Raw genomic sequence first — 20,986 nt, 5'->3', positions numbered from 1 at the left:
CCGGCCGGTAGGCCGCTGTGCTATCAGCCCTCACCCAAATAACGGATACGCACCCAGAAACCCCGCTAGAGCCTAGCCCTCAAGTTCCCTGTAAACTGCCCCCTCTTTGAGCTGACCCACAGAGGACCCGGAATGTCCGCATCGATCTTGTATATCCACGGCTTCAACAGCGCTCCCGCCTCCAACAAGGCCAGCCAGTTGATCACCGTGATGGACAGCCTCGGTCTGGCCGACCAACTGCGCGTGCCGGCCCTGCATCACCACCCCCGCCAGGCGATCCCCCAGTTGGAGGCGGCTATCCGTGACCTCGGAAGGCCACTGCTGGTAGGCAGCTCACTCGGCGGCTACTATGCAACCCATCTTGCCGAACGCCATGGCCTCAACGCCTTGCTGGTCAACCCGGCAGTCAGCCCTCATCGGATGTTCGACGGTTACCTGGGCACCCAGAAGAACCTCTACACCGATGAGACCTGGGAGCTGACCCACGACCACGTCGCGGCCCTGGCCGAGCTGGAAGTGCCGGCGCCCCAGGACGCCCAGCGTTATCAGGTGTGGTTGCAGACCGGCGATGAAACACTGGATTATCGCCTCGCCCAGCAGTATTACCGGGCCTGTGCCTTGCGCATCCAGGCCGGTGGCGATCACGGTTACCAGGGCTTTGCCCAACAGTTACCGGCGCTGTTGAGTTTTGCCGGCATAGGCTCCGATCAGTACCAATCCTTCGATTTCACCGCATTGTGAAACCGCAGGTTACTTTTTAATCGAACGACTCACGACGAGACCCCATGGCCACTCCCAGCGCTAGCTCTTATAACGCCGACGCCATCGAAGTCCTCTCGGGCCTCGACCCGGTGCGCAAACGCCCCGGCATGTACACCGACACCAGTCGGCCGAACCACCTTGCCCAGGAAGTCATCGACAACAGCGTCGACGAAGCCTTGGCCGGGCACGCCAAGTCGGTACAAGTCATCCTTCACGCCGACCATTCCCTGGAAGTGTCCGACGACGGTCGTGGCATGCCGGTGGACATTCACCCGGAAGAGGGTGTGTCGGGCGTCGAGCTGATCCTCACCAAGCTGCACGCCGGCGGCAAGTTCTCCAACAAGAACTACCAGTTCTCCGGTGGCTTGCACGGTGTGGGTATTTCCGTGGTCAACGCCCTGTCGAACCACGTACGGGTCAAGGTCAAGCGCGACGGCAACGAGTATCAGATGACTTTCGCCGATGGCTACAAGGCCACCGACCTGGAAGTGATCGGCACCGTCGGCAAGCGCAACACCGGCACCAGCGTGTACTTCGCGCCGGACCCGAAATACTTCGATTCACCCAAATTCTCCATCAGCCGCCTCAAGCATGTGCTCAAGGCCAAGGCTGTGCTGTGCCCGGGCCTGCTGGTCAGCTTTGAAGACAAAGGCACCGGCGAAAAGGTCGAGTGGCATTACGAAGACGGCCTGCGTTCCTACCTGGAAGACTCTGTCAGCGAATTCGAGCGCCTGCCGAACGAGCCGTTCTGCGGCAGCCTGGCGGGTAATAAAGAAGCCGTGGACTGGGCCTTGTTGTGGCTGCCGGAAGGTGGCGACAGCGTCCAGGAAAGCTACGTCAACCTGATCCCGACGGCCCAGGGCGGTACCCACGTCAACGGTTTGCGCCAGGGCTTGCTGGATGCCATGCGCGAATTCTGCGAATACCGCAGCCTGCTGCCGCGCGGCGTGAAGCTGGCGCCGGAAGACGTCTGGGAGCGGATCGCGTTCGTCCTGTCGATGAAAATGCAGGAGCCGCAATTCTCCGGCCAGACCAAGGAGCGCCTGTCGTCCCGTGAGGCAGCGGCGTTTGTCTCCGGGGTGGTCAAGGACGCTTTCAGCCTGTGGCTCAACGAACACCCTGAATTGGGCCTGGCCCTGGCGGAGCTGGCGATCAACAACGCCGGCCGTCGCCTGAAGGCCAGCAAGAAAGTCGAACGCAAGCGCATTACCCAGGGGCCGGCACTGCCGGGCAAGCTGGCGGACTGCGCCGGGCAAGACCCGATGCGCTCCGAGCTGTTCCTGGTGGAAGGTGATTCTGCCGGCGGTTCCGCCAAGCAAGCGCGGGACAAGGAATTCCAGGCGATCCTGCCCCTGCGCGGCAAGATTCTCAACACCTGGGAAGTCGATGGCAGTGAAGTGCTGGCCAGCCAGGAAGTGCACAACATTGCCGTGGCCATCGGTGTCGACCCGGGCGCGGCGGACATGAGTCAGCTGCGCTACGGCAAGATCTGCATCCTCGCCGACGCCGACTCCGACGGCTTGCACATTGCGACCTTGCTCTGTGCATTGTTCGTCCAGCACTTCCGCCCATTGGTGGATGCCGGTCACGTCTATGTCGCCATGCCGCCGCTGTACCGCATCGACCTGGGCAAAGAGATTTTCTACGCCCTGGACGAAGCCGAGCGCGATGGCATTCTCGACCGCCTGGTGGCCGAGAAGAAACGCGGCAAGCCGCAGGTCACCCGATTCAAGGGCCTGGGTGAGATGAACCCGCCGCAGCTGCGGGAAACCACCATGGACCCGAACACTCGGCGCCTGGTGCAGTTGACCCTGGAAGATTTCGCCGCCACCTCGGAAATGATGGACATGTTGCTGGCGAAGAAACGCGCGCCGGATCGCAAGAACTGGCTGGAGTCCAAGGGCAACCTGGCCGAGGTTCTGGGCTGATGCGCAGCGGTTTCGCCCTGGCGATACTGTTGTTGAGCGGGTTGGCGGCCACCTCGGTGGTCGCAGCGCCTGCGGCTGAGCTGAAGCTGTTGTCGGAACACCCGGTGGAAGGCATGCGCGGCGGTAACCTGTCGGGCCTGGCCATGTGCGGCAAGGAGTTGTGGACGGTGTCCGACCGCGACGACGATCAGATCTACCATCTCGATATCAGTGCCGATACCTGGCAGGCCGAAACGGTGAAGATCGACGTACCGCCGGTGCCGGAGTCCGGCTTGCCCTTTGGCTTGCGCTCGCGCACCAAGGCGGCGTCGTTGATTCGCGGTGGTGACCTGGATTTTGAAGGCATCAGCTGCGATGCGGCGGGCAACCGTTACATCGTCAGCGAAGCCCATGCGGCGGTGCTGCAAGTGCCGGTGAGCGGTGCGCCGGAGTGGTTGAAGATCGCCCCGGGCATGGTGCGTGAGGCTCGGGCCAGTGGCATGCTGCTGCACTTCAATGCGTTGTTTGAAGGCCTGGCGGTGAACCCTGAGGGCAATCAAATCTGGCTGGCGGCTGAACGCGAGCGGCGCGGGTTGATTTCGATCAAGCGTCCGCAATCGCTCTGGGATTGCGACGGTCCTTGTGTGTTGTTGAGCGAGGCGGGCACCGAGATGCAGCCGGCACAGATGCCCAAGGCCAAGGCGGTTTCGCGCAATTTCTCTGACGTCGCGCTGTTCGAGGGCAAGCTGTTCACCCTCGAAAGCAGCCAGTTTCAGTTGTGCCGTCGTGATCCCGTGACGGCGAAGGCCGAACAATGCTGGTCCTACGCCGATGAAATGCTGGCGCCGCAGCGCCAATACAACCAGCCCTACGGCCTGGCCGAAGCGTTGGTGGTGGAGGCCGATGGCGCGTGGATCGGCCTGGACAACAACTTCGGTGCCCGCGCCGATGGCGAAAAGCGGCCGGTGGTCTATCGTTTCGCCGCCCCTGCGGGTGGCTGGAGCGCCAAGCCATGAGTGCGCAACCACCCGGCAAGCGCGCCGGGCGTGTGTTGATGTTCGTCGCGTGGGGTGCCGGCCTGTTTTTGGCGACACGATTTTTTGGGCAGTGGGAAGCGCGACAGGAAAACCCCAATGCCGTGGTGACCTCGGAGCAGCACGAGGGTTATATCGAAGTAAAACTGCTGGGCAACGGCCAAGGGCATTTTGTCGCCACTGGCCAGATCAACGGCAAGCCGGTGCAGTTCATGCTCGACACCGGGGCCACCGACGTGGCGGTTCCGGCTGAATTGGCCGACCGTCTCGGGCTTGAACGCGGCATGCCGGTTGGCGTGAGTACGGCCAACGGGCGAACCCAGGGCTTTCGGACCGAGTTGGGCCGCCTGCAACTGGGCAATATCGTCCTTCGGGACGTGCGCGCCATCGTGGTACCGGGTTTGGGCGATGAACAGGTATTGCTGGGCATGAGTGCATTGAAACAACTTGAATTTACCCAGCGCAGCGGCACTTTGCTGCTGCGCCAGACCAAACAATGATGAGGCCCGCATGAGTGACATCCTTGCAGACAGCTTAGATGGCGTTGAACGCCGGTCGCTGGCTGACTTCACCGAAAATGCCTACCTCAACTACTCGATGTACGTGATCATGGACCGTGCCTTGCCGCATATCGGCGACGGCCTGAAGCCCGTACAGCGGCGCATTATCTATGCGATGAGTGAGTTGGGCCTGGACGCTGACTCCAAGCACAAGAAGTCGGCGCGTACCGTCGGTGACGTGCTCGGTAAATTCCACCCTCACGGCGACTCGGCGTGCTACGAAGCCATGGTGCTGATGGCCCAGCCGTTCAGCTACCGCTACACGCTGGTGGACGGCCAGGGTAACTGGGGTGCGCCGGATGATCCGAAGTCCTTCGCCGCCATGCGTTACACCGAAGCGCGTCTGTCGCGGTATTCGGAAGTGCTGCTCAGCGAACTGGGCCAGGGCACGGCCAACTGGGGCCCGAACTTTGACGGGACCCTCGACGAGCCGCTGGTGTTGCCGGCACGTTTGCCGAATATCCTGCTCAATGGCACCACGGGTATCGCCGTGGGCATGGCCACTGACGTACCGCCCCACAACCTGCGGGAAGTGGCCAGCGCCTGCGTGCGCCTGCTGGATGAGCCGAAGGCTACGGTCGAACAGCTCTGCGAGCATATCCAGGGCCCGGATTACCCGACCGAAGCAGAAATCATCACGCCTCGCGCCGACCTGCTGAAAATATACCAGACCGGTAAAGGCTCGGTGCGCATGCGCGCCGTGTACCACATCGAAGACGGCGACATCATCGTCACCGCGCTGCCGCATCAGGTATCCGGGGCCAAGGTGCTGGAGCAGATTGCCGCGCTGATGCAGGCCAAGCCGTCGAAGCTGCCGCAAGTCGCCGACCTGCGTGACGAGTCCGACCACGAAAACCCGTGCCGCATCGTGATCATCCCGACCAACAGCCGGGTCGACCATGAAGTGCTGATGCAGCATCTGTTCGCCAGCACCGAGCTGGAGTCCAGCTATCGGGTCAACATCAACATCATTGGCCTGGACGGCAAGCCGCAGTTGAAGAACCTGCGGGCTTTGCTGGTGGAATGGCTGGAATTCCGGGTGCAGACCGTGCGTCGCCGCCTGCAATTCCGCCTGGACAAGGTCGAACGCCGCCTGCACCTGTTGGACGGCTTGCTGATCGCTTATCTCAACCTGGATGAAGTGATCCATATCATCCGTACCGCCGAGCACCCGAAGGCCGAGCTGATCGCGCGCTTCGAACTCAGCGAAATCCAGGCCGACTACATCCTCGACACCCGTCTGCGTCAGTTGGCGCGACTGGAAGAGATGAAGCTACGGGACGAACAGGACGCGCTGCTCAAGGAACAAGCCAAGCTCCAGGCCCTGCTGGGCAGCGAGGCCAAGCTGAAGAAGCTGGTGCGCACCGAGCTGATCAAGGACGCCGAAACCTATGGCGACGACCGCCGCTCGCCGATTGTCGAGCGCGCCGAAGCCAAGGCCCTGACCGAAACCGAGCTGCTGCCCAACGAGAAAATTACCGTCGTTCTGTCGGAAAAGGGTTGGGTTCGCTCAGCCAAAGGGCATGATATTGACGCCACCGGCCTGTCTTACAAGGCTGGCGACGGTTTCAAAACCGCGGCGGCGGGGCGTTCCAACCAGTTTGCGGTGTTTATCGACTCCACCGGTCGCAGTTACTCGGTGCCGGCGCACACCTTGCCATCGGCGCGGGGGCAGGGCGAGCCGTTGACCGGGCGCCTGACACCGCCGCCGGGTGCGAATTTTGAATGCGTGCTGCTGCCGGACGATGACTCGTTGTACGTTATCGCTTCCGATGCGGGCTATGGGTTCGTGGTCAAGGGTGAAGACCTGCAGGCCAAGAACAAGGCGGGCAAGGCGTTGTTGAGCCTGCCGAACAACGCCAAGGTGATCCTGCCGCGTCCGGTGGAAGACCGTGAAGGCAACTGGCTGGCGTCGGTGACGACCGAAGGGCGCCTGCTGGTGTTCAAGATCAGCGATTTGCCGCAGTTGGGCAAAGGCAAGGGCAACAAGATCATTGGTATTCCCGGGGAGCGGGTGGCCAGTCGCGAAGAGTACGTGACCGACATCGCCGTGATCCCGGAAGGCTCGACCCTGGTGTTGCAGGCCGGCAAGCGCACGTTGTCACTGCGCCCTGACGACCTCGAGCACTACAAGGGTGAGCGGGGTCGTCGTGGCAATAAACTGCCGCGCGGCTTCCAGCGAGTGGACGCTTTACTGGTGGAAACGCCCGTTTAAGGCGATATAGAGCGCCCGATCTACGATTTAACCCGTAGATCGACGCTTTCGCGCTGGAGTCATGGCGCATATTCACGGATGATATGGCCTTTCCAGCGCCGGCGTGGCTGAGCGCGTACAGGTTATTTTTGAGTATTACATTGTGGTTCGCCTTGTGGCAGCCACCTGGATGGGATGATGACTGCTCCGCGCCTTCCTTTATTTTTGTTGCTCGCTGGCCTTTTGGGCCTGGCGGGTTGCAGCACACACCAACCGGTGTCGCTGTATCAGCTGGACAGTGGAAGTCCGGCTCAGCCTGCACAAAGTGCCGGCATGGCTGTATTGCTTGGCCCTGTTGTAGTGGCCGACTACCTGCAACGTGAAACCCTGCTGCAACGTCAGAACGACGGCAGCCTGCAAGGTTCCACCGATGGCCGCTGGGCCGGTAGCCTTTCGTCCGACATCAATCAGTTGATGTTGCGCCAGGTGGCTGGCCACCTGGACAGCCAGCGTGTGGTATTGGCGCCGGCGCCGTTGGGTTTTGCCCCGGACGTACAGGTGCTGCTGACCATTACGCGACTGGACTCGGGCGTTTCGCAGCCCGCTATCCTCGACGCGCAATGGCGCTTGATCGACCGTCGTGGCCAGGTGCGGGATAACCGCATCGTGCACTTGCAGGAAGAGCACAGCGGCAGCACCGCGTCCCAGGTCCAGGCCCAGGGTGTGTTGCTGCAACGTTTGGCTGACCAGCTGTCGGTGGCCCTCAAGCCATTGGCCAATCAGCCAGCGGTGGCAGAAGCGCCACGCAAACAGGCCCCGGCGCAGCCCAAGGCTGCGGCACCGGAGAAGCCGAAGATGCCGATGGCCGTGCCGATTCGCACCGATATGGAAGTGTTCAGGTTCTGACCTGAATACAGACCAACAAAAAGGCCCGCTTATGAGCGGGCCTTTTGTTTGTGCGGGATTTGAGCGGTACGCAGATCTAATGTGGGAGCGGGCTTGCTCGCGAAGGCGGCGGATCAGTCGATACATAGGCTGACTGACAGGCCGCTTTCGCGAGCAAGCCCGCTCCCACATTGATTTGCGTTGTTCTTTAGTTCTTCGCCCGCGTCTCATGCATCCGCGCCAGCTGGCGCTCAAGCATCGACGGGTAAGGCTCCATCAACCGCTCCACACAGCACGCACCTTCAGGGCTGGCAATCGGGCGGATCCGCGCACGCTGGCGAATCAGCACGTCGTCACTGATCTTGCGTTCCACCAGCAGCAGGTTGCGGCTGTGTTGCGACAAGGCCAGCGCATCCTGGGCAATCTCGGTCAGCAGCAGATCGATCTGGCTCATGCCATACAGATCGTCGCCCACCGTCAGGCCCAATTGCAGTTGCAGAGTGATGCCGCTGTCGGCCACTTCGATTTGCAGCGCATGGCCCAGGGCCCGCAGCAGTTCACCGCAGCAGATGGCGTTGGTCAGGTAGTCTTCGCCGCTGTCTTCGCTGTGGAACAGCATCAAGGTGCTGCCGTCGTTCAGGGTGTGCAGTTCGCTCTGATACAGCGAGGCCGCCTGGTCGAGGCAGTCACGATAACGTTCCAGCAGCTCGGTCAGGCGTGCCCGCGGCAAGCGACGCAGTTGATCCTGTGCGCCCAGTTGCACGGCCAATACGGCGCTGTGCTGGGGCTGGGTGCTGCGCACCGGAGCAGGCTGCACAGCAGGAGCGGTTGGCACTGAAGTATCGCGAAGATCGGCGAACGGGTCTTCTTCGTCCAGTTCGTCTTCTTCTGCCTTGATCACATGACGGGTCGCCGGCTTTTGGGCCGCCACCGGCGCAGACTCGTCGAAGCTCGGGTCCCGCAGGTTGCGCACTTCAAACTCGGGCTCGTCGTCTTCGTAGTCGGTGTCGTCGAACTCGGGCTCGGGTTCAACCTCGGGCACTACGGGCTCCGGCGCGAAGCTGGTGTGCAGTTGGCGGGCGAGGTCGCCGATTTCGTCCTGGCGGTCGGTGGCCGGGGTGTGTTCATCGATATCCCGCAGCCAGATGCGCAGTTGCATCAGTGGCGTGGAGATATGCCGGCCCAGGCGCAGGCTCAAGGCCAGGGACAGTGCCAGCAGGATCGCACTCAAGATACCCATGCTTTGCAGGCTGATGGTCATCGGCTGCTGGAACTGTTGCATGTCCAGGCTGATGCGCAGTTGGCCGGCCTTCACGTCCTGAAACGTGATATTGCTCTGGTACAGGCCTTCGGCTTCACCCAGCAGGCCGTTTTTCGGGCGTTGCCCGGCTTCGGCCATGATCCGGTTGTCCACGCTATAGATAGCGGCGTGGGCCACCAGCGGGTTCTTGGTCAGGTTGTTGAGCAGCACGTTGAGGCTGAGGATGTCGTTGGACACCAACAACTCAGTCGCCGAGGTGGCGGTCTGGGTGGTCAGGCTCTCGCCCAAAGCGTCGGCTTGCTCGTGCATGGCCTGCTTGAACTGCAAACCCATCACGCAGGCGTAGATGACCAGGGCCAGGGCGACCAGGATCACGTTATGGCTGGCGATGCGTAATGCGATCGGTACACGGCGGTGGCGCAGTGCCCGGAAGATCAGCAGGAAGAAGTTATCGGTTTTTACTGGCGTGGGCCGGTTCACTTAAGCTCGGCTCTTTAGTCCGTGAAGTTGACGCGCAGTATAGCGACAGGCCCAAGACCGGCAAAGCGCTGGCTGTGCCCGATGGTCACTGAAAGTGGGTAGAATGCGGTTTTTTTCCAGCTCGGGGGTGCGCTTTGCGCGAAATTGTCCTGATTAACATCACAGGTGAGGACCGTCCGGGTCTCACCGCAGCCATTACCGGTGTTCTGGCCCAGGGTGGTGTGAACATTCTCGACATCGGCCAGGCAGTGATTCACGACACGCTGTCGTTCGGCATCCTGGTGGAAATTCCCAGCACCGAGCAGGCCTCGTCCGTGCTCAAGGACATCCTGTTTACGGCGTATAAGCTGGATCAGCAGGTGCGTTTCACCCCGGTGTCCGAAGAGGATTACCAGAGCTGGGTGGCCGGCCAGGGCAAAAAACGCCACATCGTGACCCTGTTGACCCGCAAGGTGACGGCCGAGCAATTGCAGCGTGTCAGTTCGATCACGGCTCAGTACGGTTTGAATATCGACCACATTGACCGTCTGTCGGGTCGTATGCCGTTGGACACGCCAGCAGACAAGGGCAAGGGCTGCATCGAGTTCTCCGTACGCGGTGAGCCGGCAGATCCCCAGGCCCTGCGTGCCGAATTCCTGAGCGTTGCCCAGGAGCTGAATGTCGATATCGCCTTCCAGGAAGACTCGCTGTTCCGCCGCAATCGCCGCCTGGCGGTGTTCGACATGGACTCGACGCTGATCGAAGCCGAAGTCATCGACGAATTGGCCAAGGCTGCCGGTGTAGGTGAGCAAGTCTCGGAAATCACCGAGCGTGCCATGGCCGGTGAGCTGGATTTCCGTGCCAGCTTCAAGGAGCGCCTGGCGCTGCTCAAGGGCCTGGATGTGAGCGTACTGGACTCCATCGGCGCCTCGCTGCGCCTGACCGAAGGCGCCGAAACCCTGTTCGCCGAACTCAAGCGCCTGGGCTACAAGACCGCGATCCTGTCGGGCGGTTTCACCTACTTCGCCAAGCAATTGCAGGCCAAGCTGGGTATCGACTATGTGTTCGCCAACGAGCTGGAAGTGGTAGACGGCAAGGTGACGGGCGTGGCCGTGGAGCCGATTGTCGACGCACAGCGTAAGGCTGACCTGTTGCGGGAATTGGCGCACAAGGAAGGGTTGCGTCTGGAGCAGACCATTGCGGTCGGCGACGGGGCAAATGACTTGCCGATGCTGGCGATTGCCGGGTTGGGTGTGGCGTTCCGGGCCAAGCCGCTGGTCAAGCAATCGGCCAAGCAGGCGATTTCGACTTTAGGGCTGGATGGCGTGTTGTACCTGTTGGGCTTTCGCGACCGCGACGGTCAGCTCTGAAGATCGTTCCCACGCTCTGCGTGGGAACGCCGCCCTGGACGCTCCGCGTCCGATTTTGAGGTTGGGACGCGGAGCGTCCCGGGATGCATTCCCACGCGGAGCGTGGGAATGATCGCTAGGTCAGGCTTTCGGCAAACCCATGCCCTGGCCCATCTGCACCGGCGAACCCGCCAACAGTGCTTCCGACCATTGCACCTGGTCCGGCCCAAACAGCACGATTGCCGTCGAACCCAGCTTGAAGCGCCCCAGTTCCGCACCTTTTTCCAGGTGGATCGGCCCACGGGCAGCTTCGTCATAACGGAAGGTTTTCAGCTCGCGTTTTGGCGGCGTTACCAAGCCTGCCCAAACCGTTTCAATCGACGCCACGATCATCGCGCCAACCAGCACCACGGCCATCGGGCCGCGTTCGGTGTCGAAGATGCAGGCAACACGCTCGTTACGCGCAAACAGTTCCGGCACATTTTCGGCCGTGGTCTGGTTCACCGAGAAGATTCGGCCAGGGATATAAACCATTTCCCGCAGGGTGCCGGCCAATGGCATATGCACCCGGTGGTAGTCCTTCGGCGACAGGTAAACAGTGGCGAAATCGCCGCCCATGAACGGCGCAGCCACCGCCGCATCGCCGCCCAGCAATTCCAGCACGCTGAAGCTGTGGCCCTTGGCCTGGAACACCCGGCCATGTTCAATCGGGCCCAACTGGCTGACCGCGCCATCGGCCGGGCTCAACACCGCGCCTGGGGTCTGATCCAGCGGGCGTGCACCGTCTTTCAGTGCGCGGGTGAAGAAGGCGTTGAAGTGCTCGTAAGCGGTCACGTCTTCAACCAGGGCCTGGGACATGTCCACTTGATAACGCTTGGCAAACCAGCTGGTGAACGCATTCTTGAACCAGCGCACGCGGCATTCGGCAATGCAACCGGCCAGACGCGACAGCAGGTGGTGGGGCAGCAAGTACTGGCTGAGGATGAACAACTGCTTTTTCATTAACTGTCCTTAAACCTTAAATCTCAACGGGGGTGTCGGGGTGGTTGCCCCATTCGCCCCAGGAACCGGCATAACCTTTGACTCGCGGATAACCGAGCGCCTTGGCCACCAGGTAGGTGAAGCCAGAACGATGGTGAGTCTGGCAGTGGGTGATGATTTCTTTGTCGCGGGTCAGCCCGAGGTCTTCGAGGATCTGCGGCATGTCGCGGCGGATGCGCAGTTGGCGTGCCTTGTCCATGCCGGCGGTCCATTCGAAGTTCACCGCGCCCGGGATGTGTCCACCCTTGGCCGCGAGGACTTTCTCGCCGGAGTATTCCAGCGGGCCACGGGCGTCCCAGATGCCGAGGTCGGCAGCGCCGAGACGGCTTTGCAGGTATTCGCGGGTGGCGGTGGGTTCTTCATGCAACGTCAGGCTGACCGGGCCGCCGGCGCTGGCCGGTACCTCGGTGGACACTGGGTGTTTTTCTTCCAGCCACGCCAGCAGGCCGCCGTCGAGGTAGTGGTATTTCTTGTGGCCGATGACGTCGAGCATCCAGATGAATCGCCCGGCCCAGCCACCGCCTTCGTCGTCATACACCACGTAAGTGGCATCCGGGGTGTGGCCCAGTTCGCCGAACAGCTTTTCAAGATCGGCCTTGCCCGGCAGCAGGCCCGGCGCTGGTGGCTGGCCCAGTTGAGTGCGTTTTGGATCAACGAAACGTGCGCCGGGGATATGCCCTTCGGCGTAACGCGCAGCGCTGGTGAGGTCCACCAGGATCAGGTGTTCGGCATCGAGGCGACCGAGCAGGTCACTGGCCTCGATGACCAGCGGCAAGCCAGAGAAGTCAGGCATGTGAGGTCTCCTGGGCATAAAAATTGGGCGCTAAGGGAGGGCGATTGTAGCGCAAGCGTCAGGCACTGCGGTTGGTAAAGCTGTGCAGGGCCTTTTCGATGCATTGGGCGGTTTTGCCGAAGGCCTGCACGGTGGTTTCCGAGAACGGCCCGCCGCCCTGGTCGGCCACCATCAGCATCACCACCCGGCCATTGCAGCTCAGGGAGCGCAGCAGCAGGTGTTCGCCCTTGAACAGGCGGCGCAGTTCCGGCGGCAGCAGTGCCGAGAACTGGGCGTGGTTGTCGGGGTTGAGGCGCACCTGGGCAGACTTGGCCAGCAGGCGTTGCAGCAGGGTGCTTTGCGCCACGTCGAGGCTCATGTGGTCGGCGTCCTTCGGCAGGCCGTCGACTTGATGCACACGCAAGGTGCTCAGGGTTTTGTCCGCCATCAGCAGCATCACCCGTTGCATGCCGCAGGCCACGAGGGCTTCCTTGGCGCAGGTGGTCAGGTGCATGGCATTGGCAAAGCGGCTCGGCTCTACGAGCAATTCGGTGCAGCGCTTGCGCCAGATCGCCAGGGCTTCGGCGGTGGGCGGGGGGGCCGGCAGCAAGCCGTGGTGAACGCGCTGCACATCCCATGGCCAGATCAACGACAGCGCCGGGTGCCACAGGTCGCGCATCAGGGTGCTGCGGGCGCTGATCGCCGCGTGTTGGTGGGACTGTTGCTGCACTTCGGCCAACGGTTGTTGAAGGTAAAGCGCAGTGAGGTATTGCCAGCGCTGGGTGTGCGGGCAGGTCCAGGACTCCTGCGCCGCCAGCGCCAGGCCGTTGGCCAACAGCACAGTGTTGGCCGGCTGGTTCAGCCAGCGGCGCAGGTTCGGGTCGGCATCCAGCAACTGCTGTTGGCGCAACGGCTCGTCTTCACGGGCAATGCTCAGCGCCTTGACCAGCAAGCGTTGTTCCGTCAGCAGTAACGTATAACCCTGAGATACCCAGATCGGCAGGCGCCAGGTGTTGGTCAACCCGAGGCACAGGTCCAGCAGGCGTACGCCGAACAGCTCCTGTTCGACTGTGCGGGCCGATTCACCCTTGTGGATCACCCGCAGCTCCCATTCTTCCAGCAGCTTGGGATAGGCAATCGCCATCGGCCACAGCGGCGAAAGGAACAGCAGGCTGCCCCAGTGAATGTCTTGCCATAATCGCGCCAGGCGGCTGGCGAACAGGCCGCTGGCTTGTTGCGAAGCGTGCTGGCTGATCATCTGCAGCTGGCGCAGGGCCACGGGGATCTCATTCAGCGGCACGGAAGGCAGGCGCCGCAGCAACTCCTCGGTGCGCTTGAGGCCGAGGCGATTGATCGCCACTTCGAGGTTTTCTGCCGGCTCCGCGAGGCTGCCGTGGGCCTGGTTGTTGGCCTCGCGCATCACGCTCAGCACCAGCGCCGGGCTGTTCTGCATCAGCTCTGCAATATCCCGCAACGAACTGCGGTTGTCGCCGATGGCCTTGCAAACCCGGTCGTGGCTCGCCTGTGGAACAGGCAACAGCACATCGTCCAGGCGCTTTATCCAAGCGGCGAGGGTGGCGGGTTTTTGAGTTGGGACTGTCGTTTCATTTGCCATGATTGGGGCGCGATCATCACTTGCGGTCAACACGCCCGGGACGGGCCGAACTGGTTTTTCGCCATAACGGGCTATAGTCTGGCGCAGATTTGCCGATAAGTAGAACAAGAGTTTTCAACTCTTGCGAATATGACCCTGAACCCGACGGCGCAAGTACTCATCCCCTATGGCTAAAATTATCGGCATCATCGTCGTCATCGCGAGCGTGCTCGGCGGATACGTCCTTTCCCACGGCAAGATTGCGGCGCTGATCCAGCCTTTCGAAGTGCTGATTATCGGCGGTGCGGCGTTCGGCGCATTCCTGCAGGCCAACCCCGGCTACATGACGATGCACGTGATCAAGAAGTCGCTGGGCATGTTCAGCTCGCGCTTCTCCCACACCTTCTACCTGGAAGTGCTGGGGCTGATCTACGAGATCCTCAACAAGAGCCGCCGCGAAGGCATGATGGCCATCGAAGGCGACATCGAGGACGCCGCGGCGAGCCCGATTTTCGCCAAGTACCCGGCCGTGCTCAAAGACGAGCGCATGACCGCCTACATCTGTGATTACCTGCGCATCATGTCGTCCGGCAACATGGCGCCCCATGAGCTGGAAGGCCTGTTCGACATGGAACTGTTCAGCCTCAAGGAAGAGCTGGAGCACCCATCCCACGCCGTGACCGGCATCGCCGACGGCATGCCCGGTTTCGGTATTGTTGCCGCGGTGCTCGGGATCGTGGTGACCATGGCCTCCCTCGGTGAAGGCGACCAGAAAGCCATCGGCATGCACGTAGGTGCGGCACTGGTAGGTACCTTCTTCGGTATTCTCGCGGCCTACGGTTTCTTCGGCCCGCTGGCCACGTCCCTGGCCCACGATGCCAAGGAAGAAGTGAATCTGTACGAAGCCATCAAGGCCTGCCTGGTGGCTTCGGCTTCCGGCATGCCGCCGTCGTTGGCAGTGGAGTTCGGGCGCAAGGTTCTGTATCCGAAGCACCGTCCAAGCTTCGCTGAGCTGGAACAAGCGGTTCGCGGTCGCTAAGCCATGGAAAACAACCAGCCGATCATCATCAAGCGCGTCAAGCGCTTCGCTGCGGGGCACCATGGCGGCGCCTGGAAAATCGCCTTCGCCGACTTTGCGACGGCGATGATGGCGTTCTTCCTGGTGCTGTGGCTGATGTCCACTGCCACGCCGGAACAGAAGATCGCCATCGCCGGTTACTTCAAGGACCCCATCGGTTTCTCCGAGAGCGGCACGCCTTTTGTGATCGACCTCGGTGGTTCGCCGCAACTGGCGCCCGAGCGCACCATCAACCCGGAAATCAAGACCGACTCGCCCCAAGAAAAGATCCCGATCGAGCGCGACACCGTCGAGAGCATGGCCGAACAGGTCGAGCAGGAACGCCTGGAATTGCTGCTGCAGGAACTGCAAACCAAGGTTGAGGAAAACCCGCAACTGCTGAAGTTCAAGGACCAGATTTCCTTCGAGATCACCCCGGATGGCTTGCGCATCCAGATCACGGACGCCGCCAACCGGCCGATGTTCGATTCCGGCAGTGCACGCTTGAAGCCGTACTTTGAAGACATCCTGCTGGCCATGGCCGACACCATCAAGGCGGTGCCGAACAAGATCAGCATCAGCGGCCACACCGACGCCAAGCCGTATGCAGGCCAGGGCGACTTCGGCAACTGGGAGCTCTCGGCCAACCGGGCCAATGCCGCGCGTCGTGCACTGGTGGCCGGCAGCTATCCGGACCCGCAAGTGGCACGGGTGGTGGGGTTTGCTTCCTCGCAGCTGTTTGATCCCAAGGATCCGTTCAATCCGATCAACCGACGCATCGATATCGTCGTGCTGACCAAAAAGGCCCAGCGTGCAATTGAAGGTGACCCGCCTGCGACGCCACCGGTACCGACCCAGGGTGAAGGCGCGCCGGGCGAGGTGCCGGCAGACCCGAACGCACTGCCGCCGGAGCAGGAGCCTTTGCCGGCCCATGAGCTGCGACAGAAGCTGAACCTGTTTGACGATGGCGGTGTGAAGGATCCGACTCAGCCAGCCACTGGCTCGTAAGCAGGTACAAAAAGGCCGCGATGATCGCGGCCTTTTTGTATCTGCTACATCCTGTAGGAGCGAGCTTGCTCGCGATGGACGTTAACGATGACGCGTGCTCTCTGAATGCACGCGGCGCCCTCAAGCTTTTCGCGAGCAAGCTCGCTCCTACATGTTAATAGCTGGTCTCGGGCAAGCTGGCGATGATCGAGCGATAGCTGTTCATTCGCTGCTGCTGCACGCGGCCGTCTTCCAGTGCCTTGAGCAGGGCGCAACCCGGCTCGCGGTCATGTTTGCAGTCACGGAAGCGGCAGGTGCCGATCAAGTCGTTGAACTCGATAAAGCCCGCTTCAACATCGGCACGGCTCACATGGCCCAGGCCGAATTCACGGATGCCGGGGGAGTCGATCAGTTCACCGCCGCCCGGGAAGTGGAACAATCGCGCGGTGGTGGTGGTGTGGGTGCCCTGGCCGGACAGCTCCGACAATGGACCCACACGGGTTTCGACCTCCGGCAACAGGCTGTTGACCAGGGACGACTTGCCCACACCCGACTGGCCGACGAACACGCTGATGCGCCCGTCCAGTTCAGTCTGTAACTGTTCCATGCCATTGCCGTGATGCGCCGAGACTTCCAGCACCGGGTAGCCGAGGGTGCGGTACACCGCCAGCAGCGCGTTGAGCGCCGGGGCGTTCTGTTGGTCGATCAGGTCGAATTTGTTCAGCAGCAACAGCGGGCGAATGCCGGCGTGTTCGGCGGCTACCAGGTAGCGGTCGATCAGGTTGGCATGGGGTTCGGGCAGTGGCGCGAAGACAATGACGATCATGTCGACGTTGGCCGCTACCGGCTTGAGCTGGCCACGGCTGTCGGGGCGACGCAGTTCGGTGGTGCGCGGCAACTGGGCGACGATCACGCCGATGCCCTGGTTGCCGGCACGCCATACCACCTTGTCGCCGGTCACCAGCGCAGGCAGGTTGGCGCGCAGGTGGCAACGGAACACCTGGCCGGCGTGATCGCCTTCGGTGGCCTCGACTTCGACCTGCACACCGAAGTGCGCGATCACCAGGCCCGTTTGCTCGGGGCCCAGGTCGCCGCCCTCAAGCGCTTCCACGGCGGAGGATTCACGTTTGGCGGCGCGGGCAGCGCGTTCGCCCTGAATCTTTTCGATGCGCCAGTTTTGGCGACGGTTGAGCTGGCGTTTGGCCATTGGTGTTCCGTGTCGATAATGCAAAGGTTAGGTGAAACGGTCGCGAGTCTAGCACGCCCTGCCTGCTAAACTGCGCAGCTACGCCAAGGTGCCAAGGAACCACGACATGCAAAACCCACAGAACCTGATTTGGATCGATCTGGAAATGACCGGTCTGAACCCTGACACCGACGTCATCATCGAGATGGCGACCATTGTCACCGACAGCAACCTCAACACCTTGGCCGAAGGTCCGGTGATCGCCATTCACCACAGCGACGCGGTGCTGGCCACCATGGACGAGTGGAACACCCGCACCCACGGCAACTCGGGCCTGACCCAGCGTGTGCGCGACAGCCGCGTGAGCATGGCCGAGGCTGAAGCCGAAACCATCGCCTTCCTGGAAAAGTGGGTGCCCAAGGGCAAGTCGCCGATCTGCGGCAACAGCATTTGCCAGGACCGCCGCTTTCTCTATACCCACATGAAGGCGCTGGAAAGCTACTTCCACTACCGCAACCTGGACGTGTCGACCTTGAAGGAGCTGGCCGCGCGCTGGGCGCCGGAAGTCAAAGACAGCTTCCACAAGGGCAGCACCCACCTGGCGCTGGACGATATTCGCGAGTCGATTGCCGAGCTGCAGCATTACCGCAAGCATTTCATCAAGTTCTGACTTGAGGCGTGGTGAGGCGTTTTTGTGGCGAGGGAGCTTGCTCCCGCTGGGCTGCGAAGCGGCCCTGAAAAATGGGACTGCTGCGCAGTCCAACGGGAGCGAGCGCCCTCACCACATCAGCAAGAGCTTTAAACTCTTCAGCGCTCGCCCCCTTTTGGTGCCATCACCAAATGATTAGACTGCGCGCCTCTTTGCAAGGATCGCCACCATGCTGCTGATGCTCTACCTCATCGCCATCACCGCCGAAGCCATGACGGGCGCCTTGTCCGCCGGGCGGCGCGGGATGGACTGGTTCGGTGTGGTGCTGATCGCCTGCGTGACGGCGCTGGGCGGCGGTTCGGTGCGTGACGTGTTGCTCGGCCACTACCCGCTGACCTGGGTCAAACACCCGGAGTACCTGGTGCTGACCTCCGTCGCGGCCCTGGTGACCATCTTCATCGCTCCATTGATGCGCCACCTGCGGTCGCTGTTCCTCGCGTTGGACGCCGTGGGCCTGGTGGCCTTCACCCTGATCGGCAGCATGACCGCCCTGGAAATGGGCCACGGCATGCTGGTGGCGTCAGTCAGCGGTGTGATCACCGGGGTATTCGGCGGCATCCTGCGGGATATCTTCTGCAACGACATTCCGTTGATCTTCCGCCGCGAGCTGTACGCCAGCGTGTCGTTCCTGGCCGCCTGGTTCTACATGCTGTGCATCTACCTTGAGCTGCCAAGTGAGCAATCGATCCTGCTGACGCTGTTCAGCGGCTTTCTATTGCGCCTGCTGGCGATCCGTTTTCACTGGGAAATGCCCAAGTTCGTCTACAACGACGACGTGCACTGACGTTCGGCGTGCTGGTTCAGCGCCCATTCCACATGTTCGCGCACCAGTTCCGAGGGGTATTCCCGACGCGCCTTCAGCGCTTCCAGCACCGGAATGCTTGATGGCGCATTGCCCAGGCCCACCGCCAGGTTGCGCAGCCAGCGCTCATAGCCGGCGCGGCGCAGGGGAGAACCTTCGGTGCTGCTGAGGAATTTGTCCTCGTCCCACATAAACAACTCGGCGAGCTCTGCGTTATCCAGATTGTGCCGTGGCTTGAAATCGCCTTCGTCGGTAGGCCGCGCGAAACGATTCCACGGGCAAACGATCTGACAGTCATCGCAGCCGAATACCCGATTGCCGATCAGTGGGCGCAGTTCTTCGGGGATCGCGCTTTTCAGCTCGATGGTCAGGTAGGAAATGCAGCGCCGGGCGTCCAGCACGTAGGGCCCGACGAAGGCGTTGGTAGGGCAGATATCCAGGCAGGCGGTGCAGCGGCCACAATGTTCGGTGGCGTGGGGTGGGTCGACCGGCAACGGCAGGTCGACAAACAGCTCGCTCAGGAAGAAGTAACTGCCCGCCTTGCGATTGAGTACCAAGGTGTTCTTGCCGATCCAGCCGAGCCCGGCTTGCTCGGCGATGGCTTTTTCCAGCACGGGGGCGCTGTCGACAAAGGCGCGGAAGCCGAACGGGCCGATTTGCGCCTGGATGCGGTCGGCCAGTTGCTGCACGCGCTTGCGGATCAGCTTGTGGTAGTCGCGGCCCAAGGCGTAGCGGGAGATGTAGGCTTTTTCGGGTTTGGCCAGCAGTTGGGCCATTTGGGTGTCGCCCGGCAAGTAGTCCATGCGCAGTGAGACCACGCGCAAGGTGCCGGGTACCAGCTCCTCCGGGTGTGAGCGCTTGCTGCCGTGGGCGCCCATGTAGTCCATTTCGCCGTGGTAGCCGGCGTCGAGCCAGCGTTGCAGGTGCTGTTCATGCTCGGCGAGGTCGAGGCCGCTGATGCCCACTTGTTGAAAGCCCAGCTCGCGGCCCCAGTCTTTGATCGATTGGGCGAGGGCGGGCAGGTCGTAGGTAATAGCAGGCATGAACAAGAGAAACCGCAGGTTAGATGCGTATAATTCTGCCAGACATCGGAGCTTGAAGACGCATGCCGCAGACAAAACACGAAATACCCGACGTTCAGCACCTGTTGCCCGGCCAATTGCCGCAACTCGCTGCGCGTTCCCCGGACGCCCATAAAGGCCAGTTCGGCCATGTATTGCTGATCGGCGGCGACCGAGGTTTTGGCGGCGCCGCCTTGCTCAGTGCTGAAAGTGCCCTGCGCAGTGGTGCCGGCATGGTTTCCCTGGCGACCCGTAGCGAACACGTCGGTGCGGCGCTGGCGCGGTTGCCGGAAGTGATGACGGTGGGCGTGCACTCGGCCAATCAATTGATGGGCCTGCTGGAAAAGATTTCCGTGATCGTCATCGGCCCGGGCCTGGGCGAGGTCTCCTGGGGCAAAAGCCTGCTGTCGGTAGCGGCCAATGCCAGGCAGCCGCAAGTCTGGGACGCCGATGCCTTGAACCTGCTGGCGGCGGGCAGCGTCAGCTTGCCGGCCAATTGCGTGATCACTCCGCATCCTGGCGAAGCGGCCCGCTTGATGGGTATTTCGACAGCCGAGGTTCAGGCCGACCGCCTTAACGTGGCGCGCGCCTTGAGTCAGAAATTCAATGCGGTGGCCATCCTCAAGGGCGCCGGCAGCTTGATCGCCAGCCCGGACGGTCGGGTTGCCCGCTGCGATCAGGGCCATCCTGCAATGGCAACCGCTGGCCTTGGCGATGTGTTGGCCGGCCTGGTCGGTGCTTTGCTGGCGCAAGGCATGCCGGCATTTGATGCCGCCTGCCTGGCGGTCTGGCTGCATGCCACTGCCGGAGATCGCCAGGGTACCTACGGTCGCGGGCTGGCCGCCAGTGACCTGATTCCTGCCATTCGTCAGTTGCTGGAGGAGCAATCGCCGTGTCTGAAGTAGTCCTTTTCCTGCCTGATGAAGACGCCATGGTCGCCTTGGGCAACCGTATTGCCCGGGTCACTCAAGGCTCAGGGCTGATCTTTCTGGAAGGCGATCTCGGCGCCGGAAAAACCACCTTGTCCCGGGGCATCATTCGCGGGTTGGGGCACGCGGGTGCTGTGAAAAGCCCTACGTTCACCTTGGTAGAACCCTACGAAATCGGTGACGTACGAGCGTTCCACTTCGACCTGTATCGCCTGGTGGACCCGGAAGAACTGGAATACATGGGCATTCGTGATTACTTCGATGAGGACGCCTTGTGCCTGATCGAGTGGCCAGATAAAGGCACAGGCTTTTTGCCAAAGCCGGACCTGACCATTACCATTACCCCGCATAAGCAAGGACGTCAGCTGAAGTTGTTGTCCCAGAGCGCGCGCGGCGAGTCGTGGTGCGCCGCCTTGGCATTGGAATTCAAATAATTG

The 20,986-nt window shown here is 61.8% G+C and carries 19 protein-coding genes and 1 pseudogene; 14 read left to right on the top strand and 6 right to left on the bottom strand.

Annotated elements, in window-relative coordinates:
- Positions 1-132: 132 nt before the first annotated feature.
- From HX815_RS17990 to HX815_RS17965, 6 genes are all read left to right on the top strand, one after another.
- Entirely contained in the window at positions 133-741 is a 609-nt protein-coding gene (locus tag HX815_RS17990; RefSeq protein WP_003209516.1) for a YqiA/YcfP family alpha/beta fold hydrolase, read from the top strand.
- Between the two features lie 44 nt (positions 742-785).
- Entirely contained in the window at positions 786-2,690 is a 1,905-nt protein-coding gene (gene parE / locus HX815_RS17985; RefSeq protein ID WP_003209518.1) for a DNA topoisomerase IV subunit B, read from the top strand.
- A complete protein-coding gene (locus HX815_RS17980; RefSeq protein ID WP_177028653.1) occupies positions 2,690-3,685 on the top strand; it encodes an esterase-like activity of phytase family protein in 996 nt (331 codons plus the stop codon). The genes parE and HX815_RS17980 overlap by 1 nt, the downstream gene beginning before the upstream one ends.
- A complete protein-coding gene (locus tag HX815_RS17975) occupies positions 3,682-4,203 on the top strand; it encodes a TIGR02281 family clan AA aspartic protease (protein ID WP_177028652.1) in 522 nt (173 codons plus the stop codon). Before HX815_RS17980 ends, HX815_RS17975 begins: the two co-directional genes overlap by 4 nt.
- 10 nt (positions 4,204-4,213) lie before the next feature.
- A complete protein-coding gene (gene parC, locus HX815_RS17970; protein WP_003217539.1) occupies positions 4,214-6,478 on the top strand; it encodes a DNA topoisomerase IV subunit A in 2,265 nt (754 codons plus the stop codon).
- A 177-nt stretch (positions 6,479-6,655) separates the two neighbouring features.
- Positions 6,656-7,363: a membrane integrity-associated transporter subunit PqiC gene (locus HX815_RS17965; protein ID WP_003217538.1), complete on the top strand. Its 708-nt coding sequence runs from the start codon at positions 6,656-6,658 to the stop codon at positions 7,361-7,363.
- A gap of 187 nt (positions 7,364-7,550) precedes the next feature.
- On the opposite strand, the gene HX815_RS17960 is transcribed toward HX815_RS17965, so the two are convergent.
- Entirely contained in the window at positions 7,551-9,083 is a 1,533-nt protein-coding gene (locus tag HX815_RS17960) for an AhpA/YtjB family protein (RefSeq protein ID WP_008439111.1), read from the bottom strand.
- Positions 9,084-9,217: 134 nt separating this feature from the next.
- On the opposite strand from HX815_RS17960, the gene serB reads away from it, so the two are divergent.
- A complete protein-coding gene (gene serB / locus HX815_RS17955; RefSeq protein WP_003217536.1) occupies positions 9,218-10,432 on the top strand; it encodes a phosphoserine phosphatase SerB in 1,215 nt (404 codons plus the stop codon).
- A gap of 120 nt (positions 10,433-10,552) precedes the next feature.
- On the opposite strand, the gene asd is transcribed toward serB, so the two are convergent.
- The 3 genes from asd to HX815_RS17940 are packed head-to-tail and all read right to left on the bottom strand — an operon-like array spanning position 10,553 to position 13,839.
- Positions 10,553-11,413 carry an archaetidylserine decarboxylase gene (asd, locus tag HX815_RS17950; RefSeq protein ID WP_177028651.1) on the bottom strand — a complete coding sequence of 287 codons (861 nt, stop codon included), beginning with the start codon at positions 11,411-11,413 and terminating at the stop codon, positions 10,553-10,555.
- A gap of 16 nt (positions 11,414-11,429) precedes the next feature.
- Entirely contained in the window at positions 11,430-12,245 is an 816-nt protein-coding gene (locus tag HX815_RS17945) for a rhodanese-like domain-containing protein (protein WP_102367974.1), read from the bottom strand.
- Between the two features lie 58 nt (positions 12,246-12,303).
- Positions 12,304-13,839 (bottom strand): HDOD domain-containing protein, encoded by a 1,536-nt coding sequence (locus HX815_RS17940; RefSeq protein WP_177028650.1) that lies wholly within the window; start codon positions 13,837-13,839, stop codon positions 12,304-12,306.
- Between the two features lie 166 nt (positions 13,840-14,005).
- Between HX815_RS17940 and motA the strand changes: the two genes are divergently transcribed.
- The 3 genes and pseudogenes from motA to HX815_RS31955 all read left to right on the top strand — a co-directional run.
- Entirely contained in the window at positions 14,006-14,857 is an 852-nt protein-coding gene (motA, locus tag HX815_RS17935; RefSeq protein ID WP_003217532.1) for a flagellar motor stator protein MotA, read from the top strand.
- A 3-nt stretch (positions 14,858-14,860) separates the two neighbouring features.
- The gene (gene motB / locus HX815_RS17930) at positions 14,861-15,883 is read left to right on the top strand and encodes a flagellar motor protein MotB (RefSeq protein ID WP_003217531.1); all 1,023 of its coding nucleotides are present in this window, start codon (positions 14,861-14,863) and stop codon (positions 15,881-15,883) included.
- A gap of 20 nt (positions 15,884-15,903) precedes the next feature.
- Positions 15,904-16,035, top strand: a pseudogene (locus HX815_RS31955) (outer membrane lipoprotein carrier protein LolA); the annotation flags it as partial.
- Between the two features lie 2 nt (positions 16,036-16,037).
- On the opposite strand, the gene rsgA reads toward HX815_RS31955, so the two are convergent.
- Entirely contained in the window at positions 16,038-17,069 is a 1,032-nt protein-coding gene (rsgA, locus tag HX815_RS17925) for a small ribosomal subunit biogenesis GTPase RsgA (RefSeq protein ID WP_177028649.1), read from the bottom strand.
- Between the two features lie 106 nt (positions 17,070-17,175).
- On the opposite strand from rsgA, the gene orn reads away from it, so the two are divergent.
- Together orn and HX815_RS17915 are read left to right on the top strand one after the other, a co-directional pair.
- Positions 17,176-17,718: an oligoribonuclease gene (orn, locus tag HX815_RS17920; protein WP_003217529.1), complete on the top strand. Its 543-nt coding sequence runs from the start codon at positions 17,176-17,178 to the stop codon at positions 17,716-17,718.
- 208 nt (positions 17,719-17,926) lie between these two features.
- Entirely contained in the window at positions 17,927-18,541 is a 615-nt protein-coding gene (locus tag HX815_RS17915) for a trimeric intracellular cation channel family protein (RefSeq protein WP_003217528.1), read from the top strand.
- Here HX815_RS17915 and queG read toward each other — a convergent pair.
- On the bottom strand, positions 18,520-19,602 hold the full coding sequence (queG, locus tag HX815_RS17910; protein ID WP_003217527.1) for a tRNA epoxyqueuosine(34) reductase QueG: 1,083 nt from the start codon (positions 19,600-19,602) through the stop codon (positions 18,520-18,522). The two genes, HX815_RS17915 and queG, sit on opposite strands and share 22 nt — an antisense overlap.
- 62 nt (positions 19,603-19,664) lie before the next feature.
- On the opposite strand from queG, the gene HX815_RS17905 reads away from it, so the two are divergent.
- Entirely contained in the window at positions 19,665-20,525 is an 861-nt protein-coding gene (locus HX815_RS17905) for an NAD(P)H-hydrate dehydratase (RefSeq protein ID WP_003217526.1), read from the top strand.
- A complete protein-coding gene (gene tsaE / locus HX815_RS17900; protein ID WP_003217524.1) occupies positions 20,513-20,983 on the top strand; it encodes a tRNA (adenosine(37)-N6)-threonylcarbamoyltransferase complex ATPase subunit type 1 TsaE in 471 nt (156 codons plus the stop codon). The genes HX815_RS17905 and tsaE overlap by 13 nt, the downstream gene beginning before the upstream one ends.
- Positions 20,984-20,986 lie beyond the last annotated feature (3 nt).

Source organism: Pseudomonas sp. E6002 (genome assembly GCF_013385565.1).
GTDB lineage: Bacteria > Pseudomonadota > Gammaproteobacteria > Pseudomonadales > Pseudomonadaceae > Aquipseudomonas.
The sequence above is the reverse complement of the archived record's forward strand: the minus strand, read 5'-3'. Positions and strand labels throughout refer to the sequence as shown.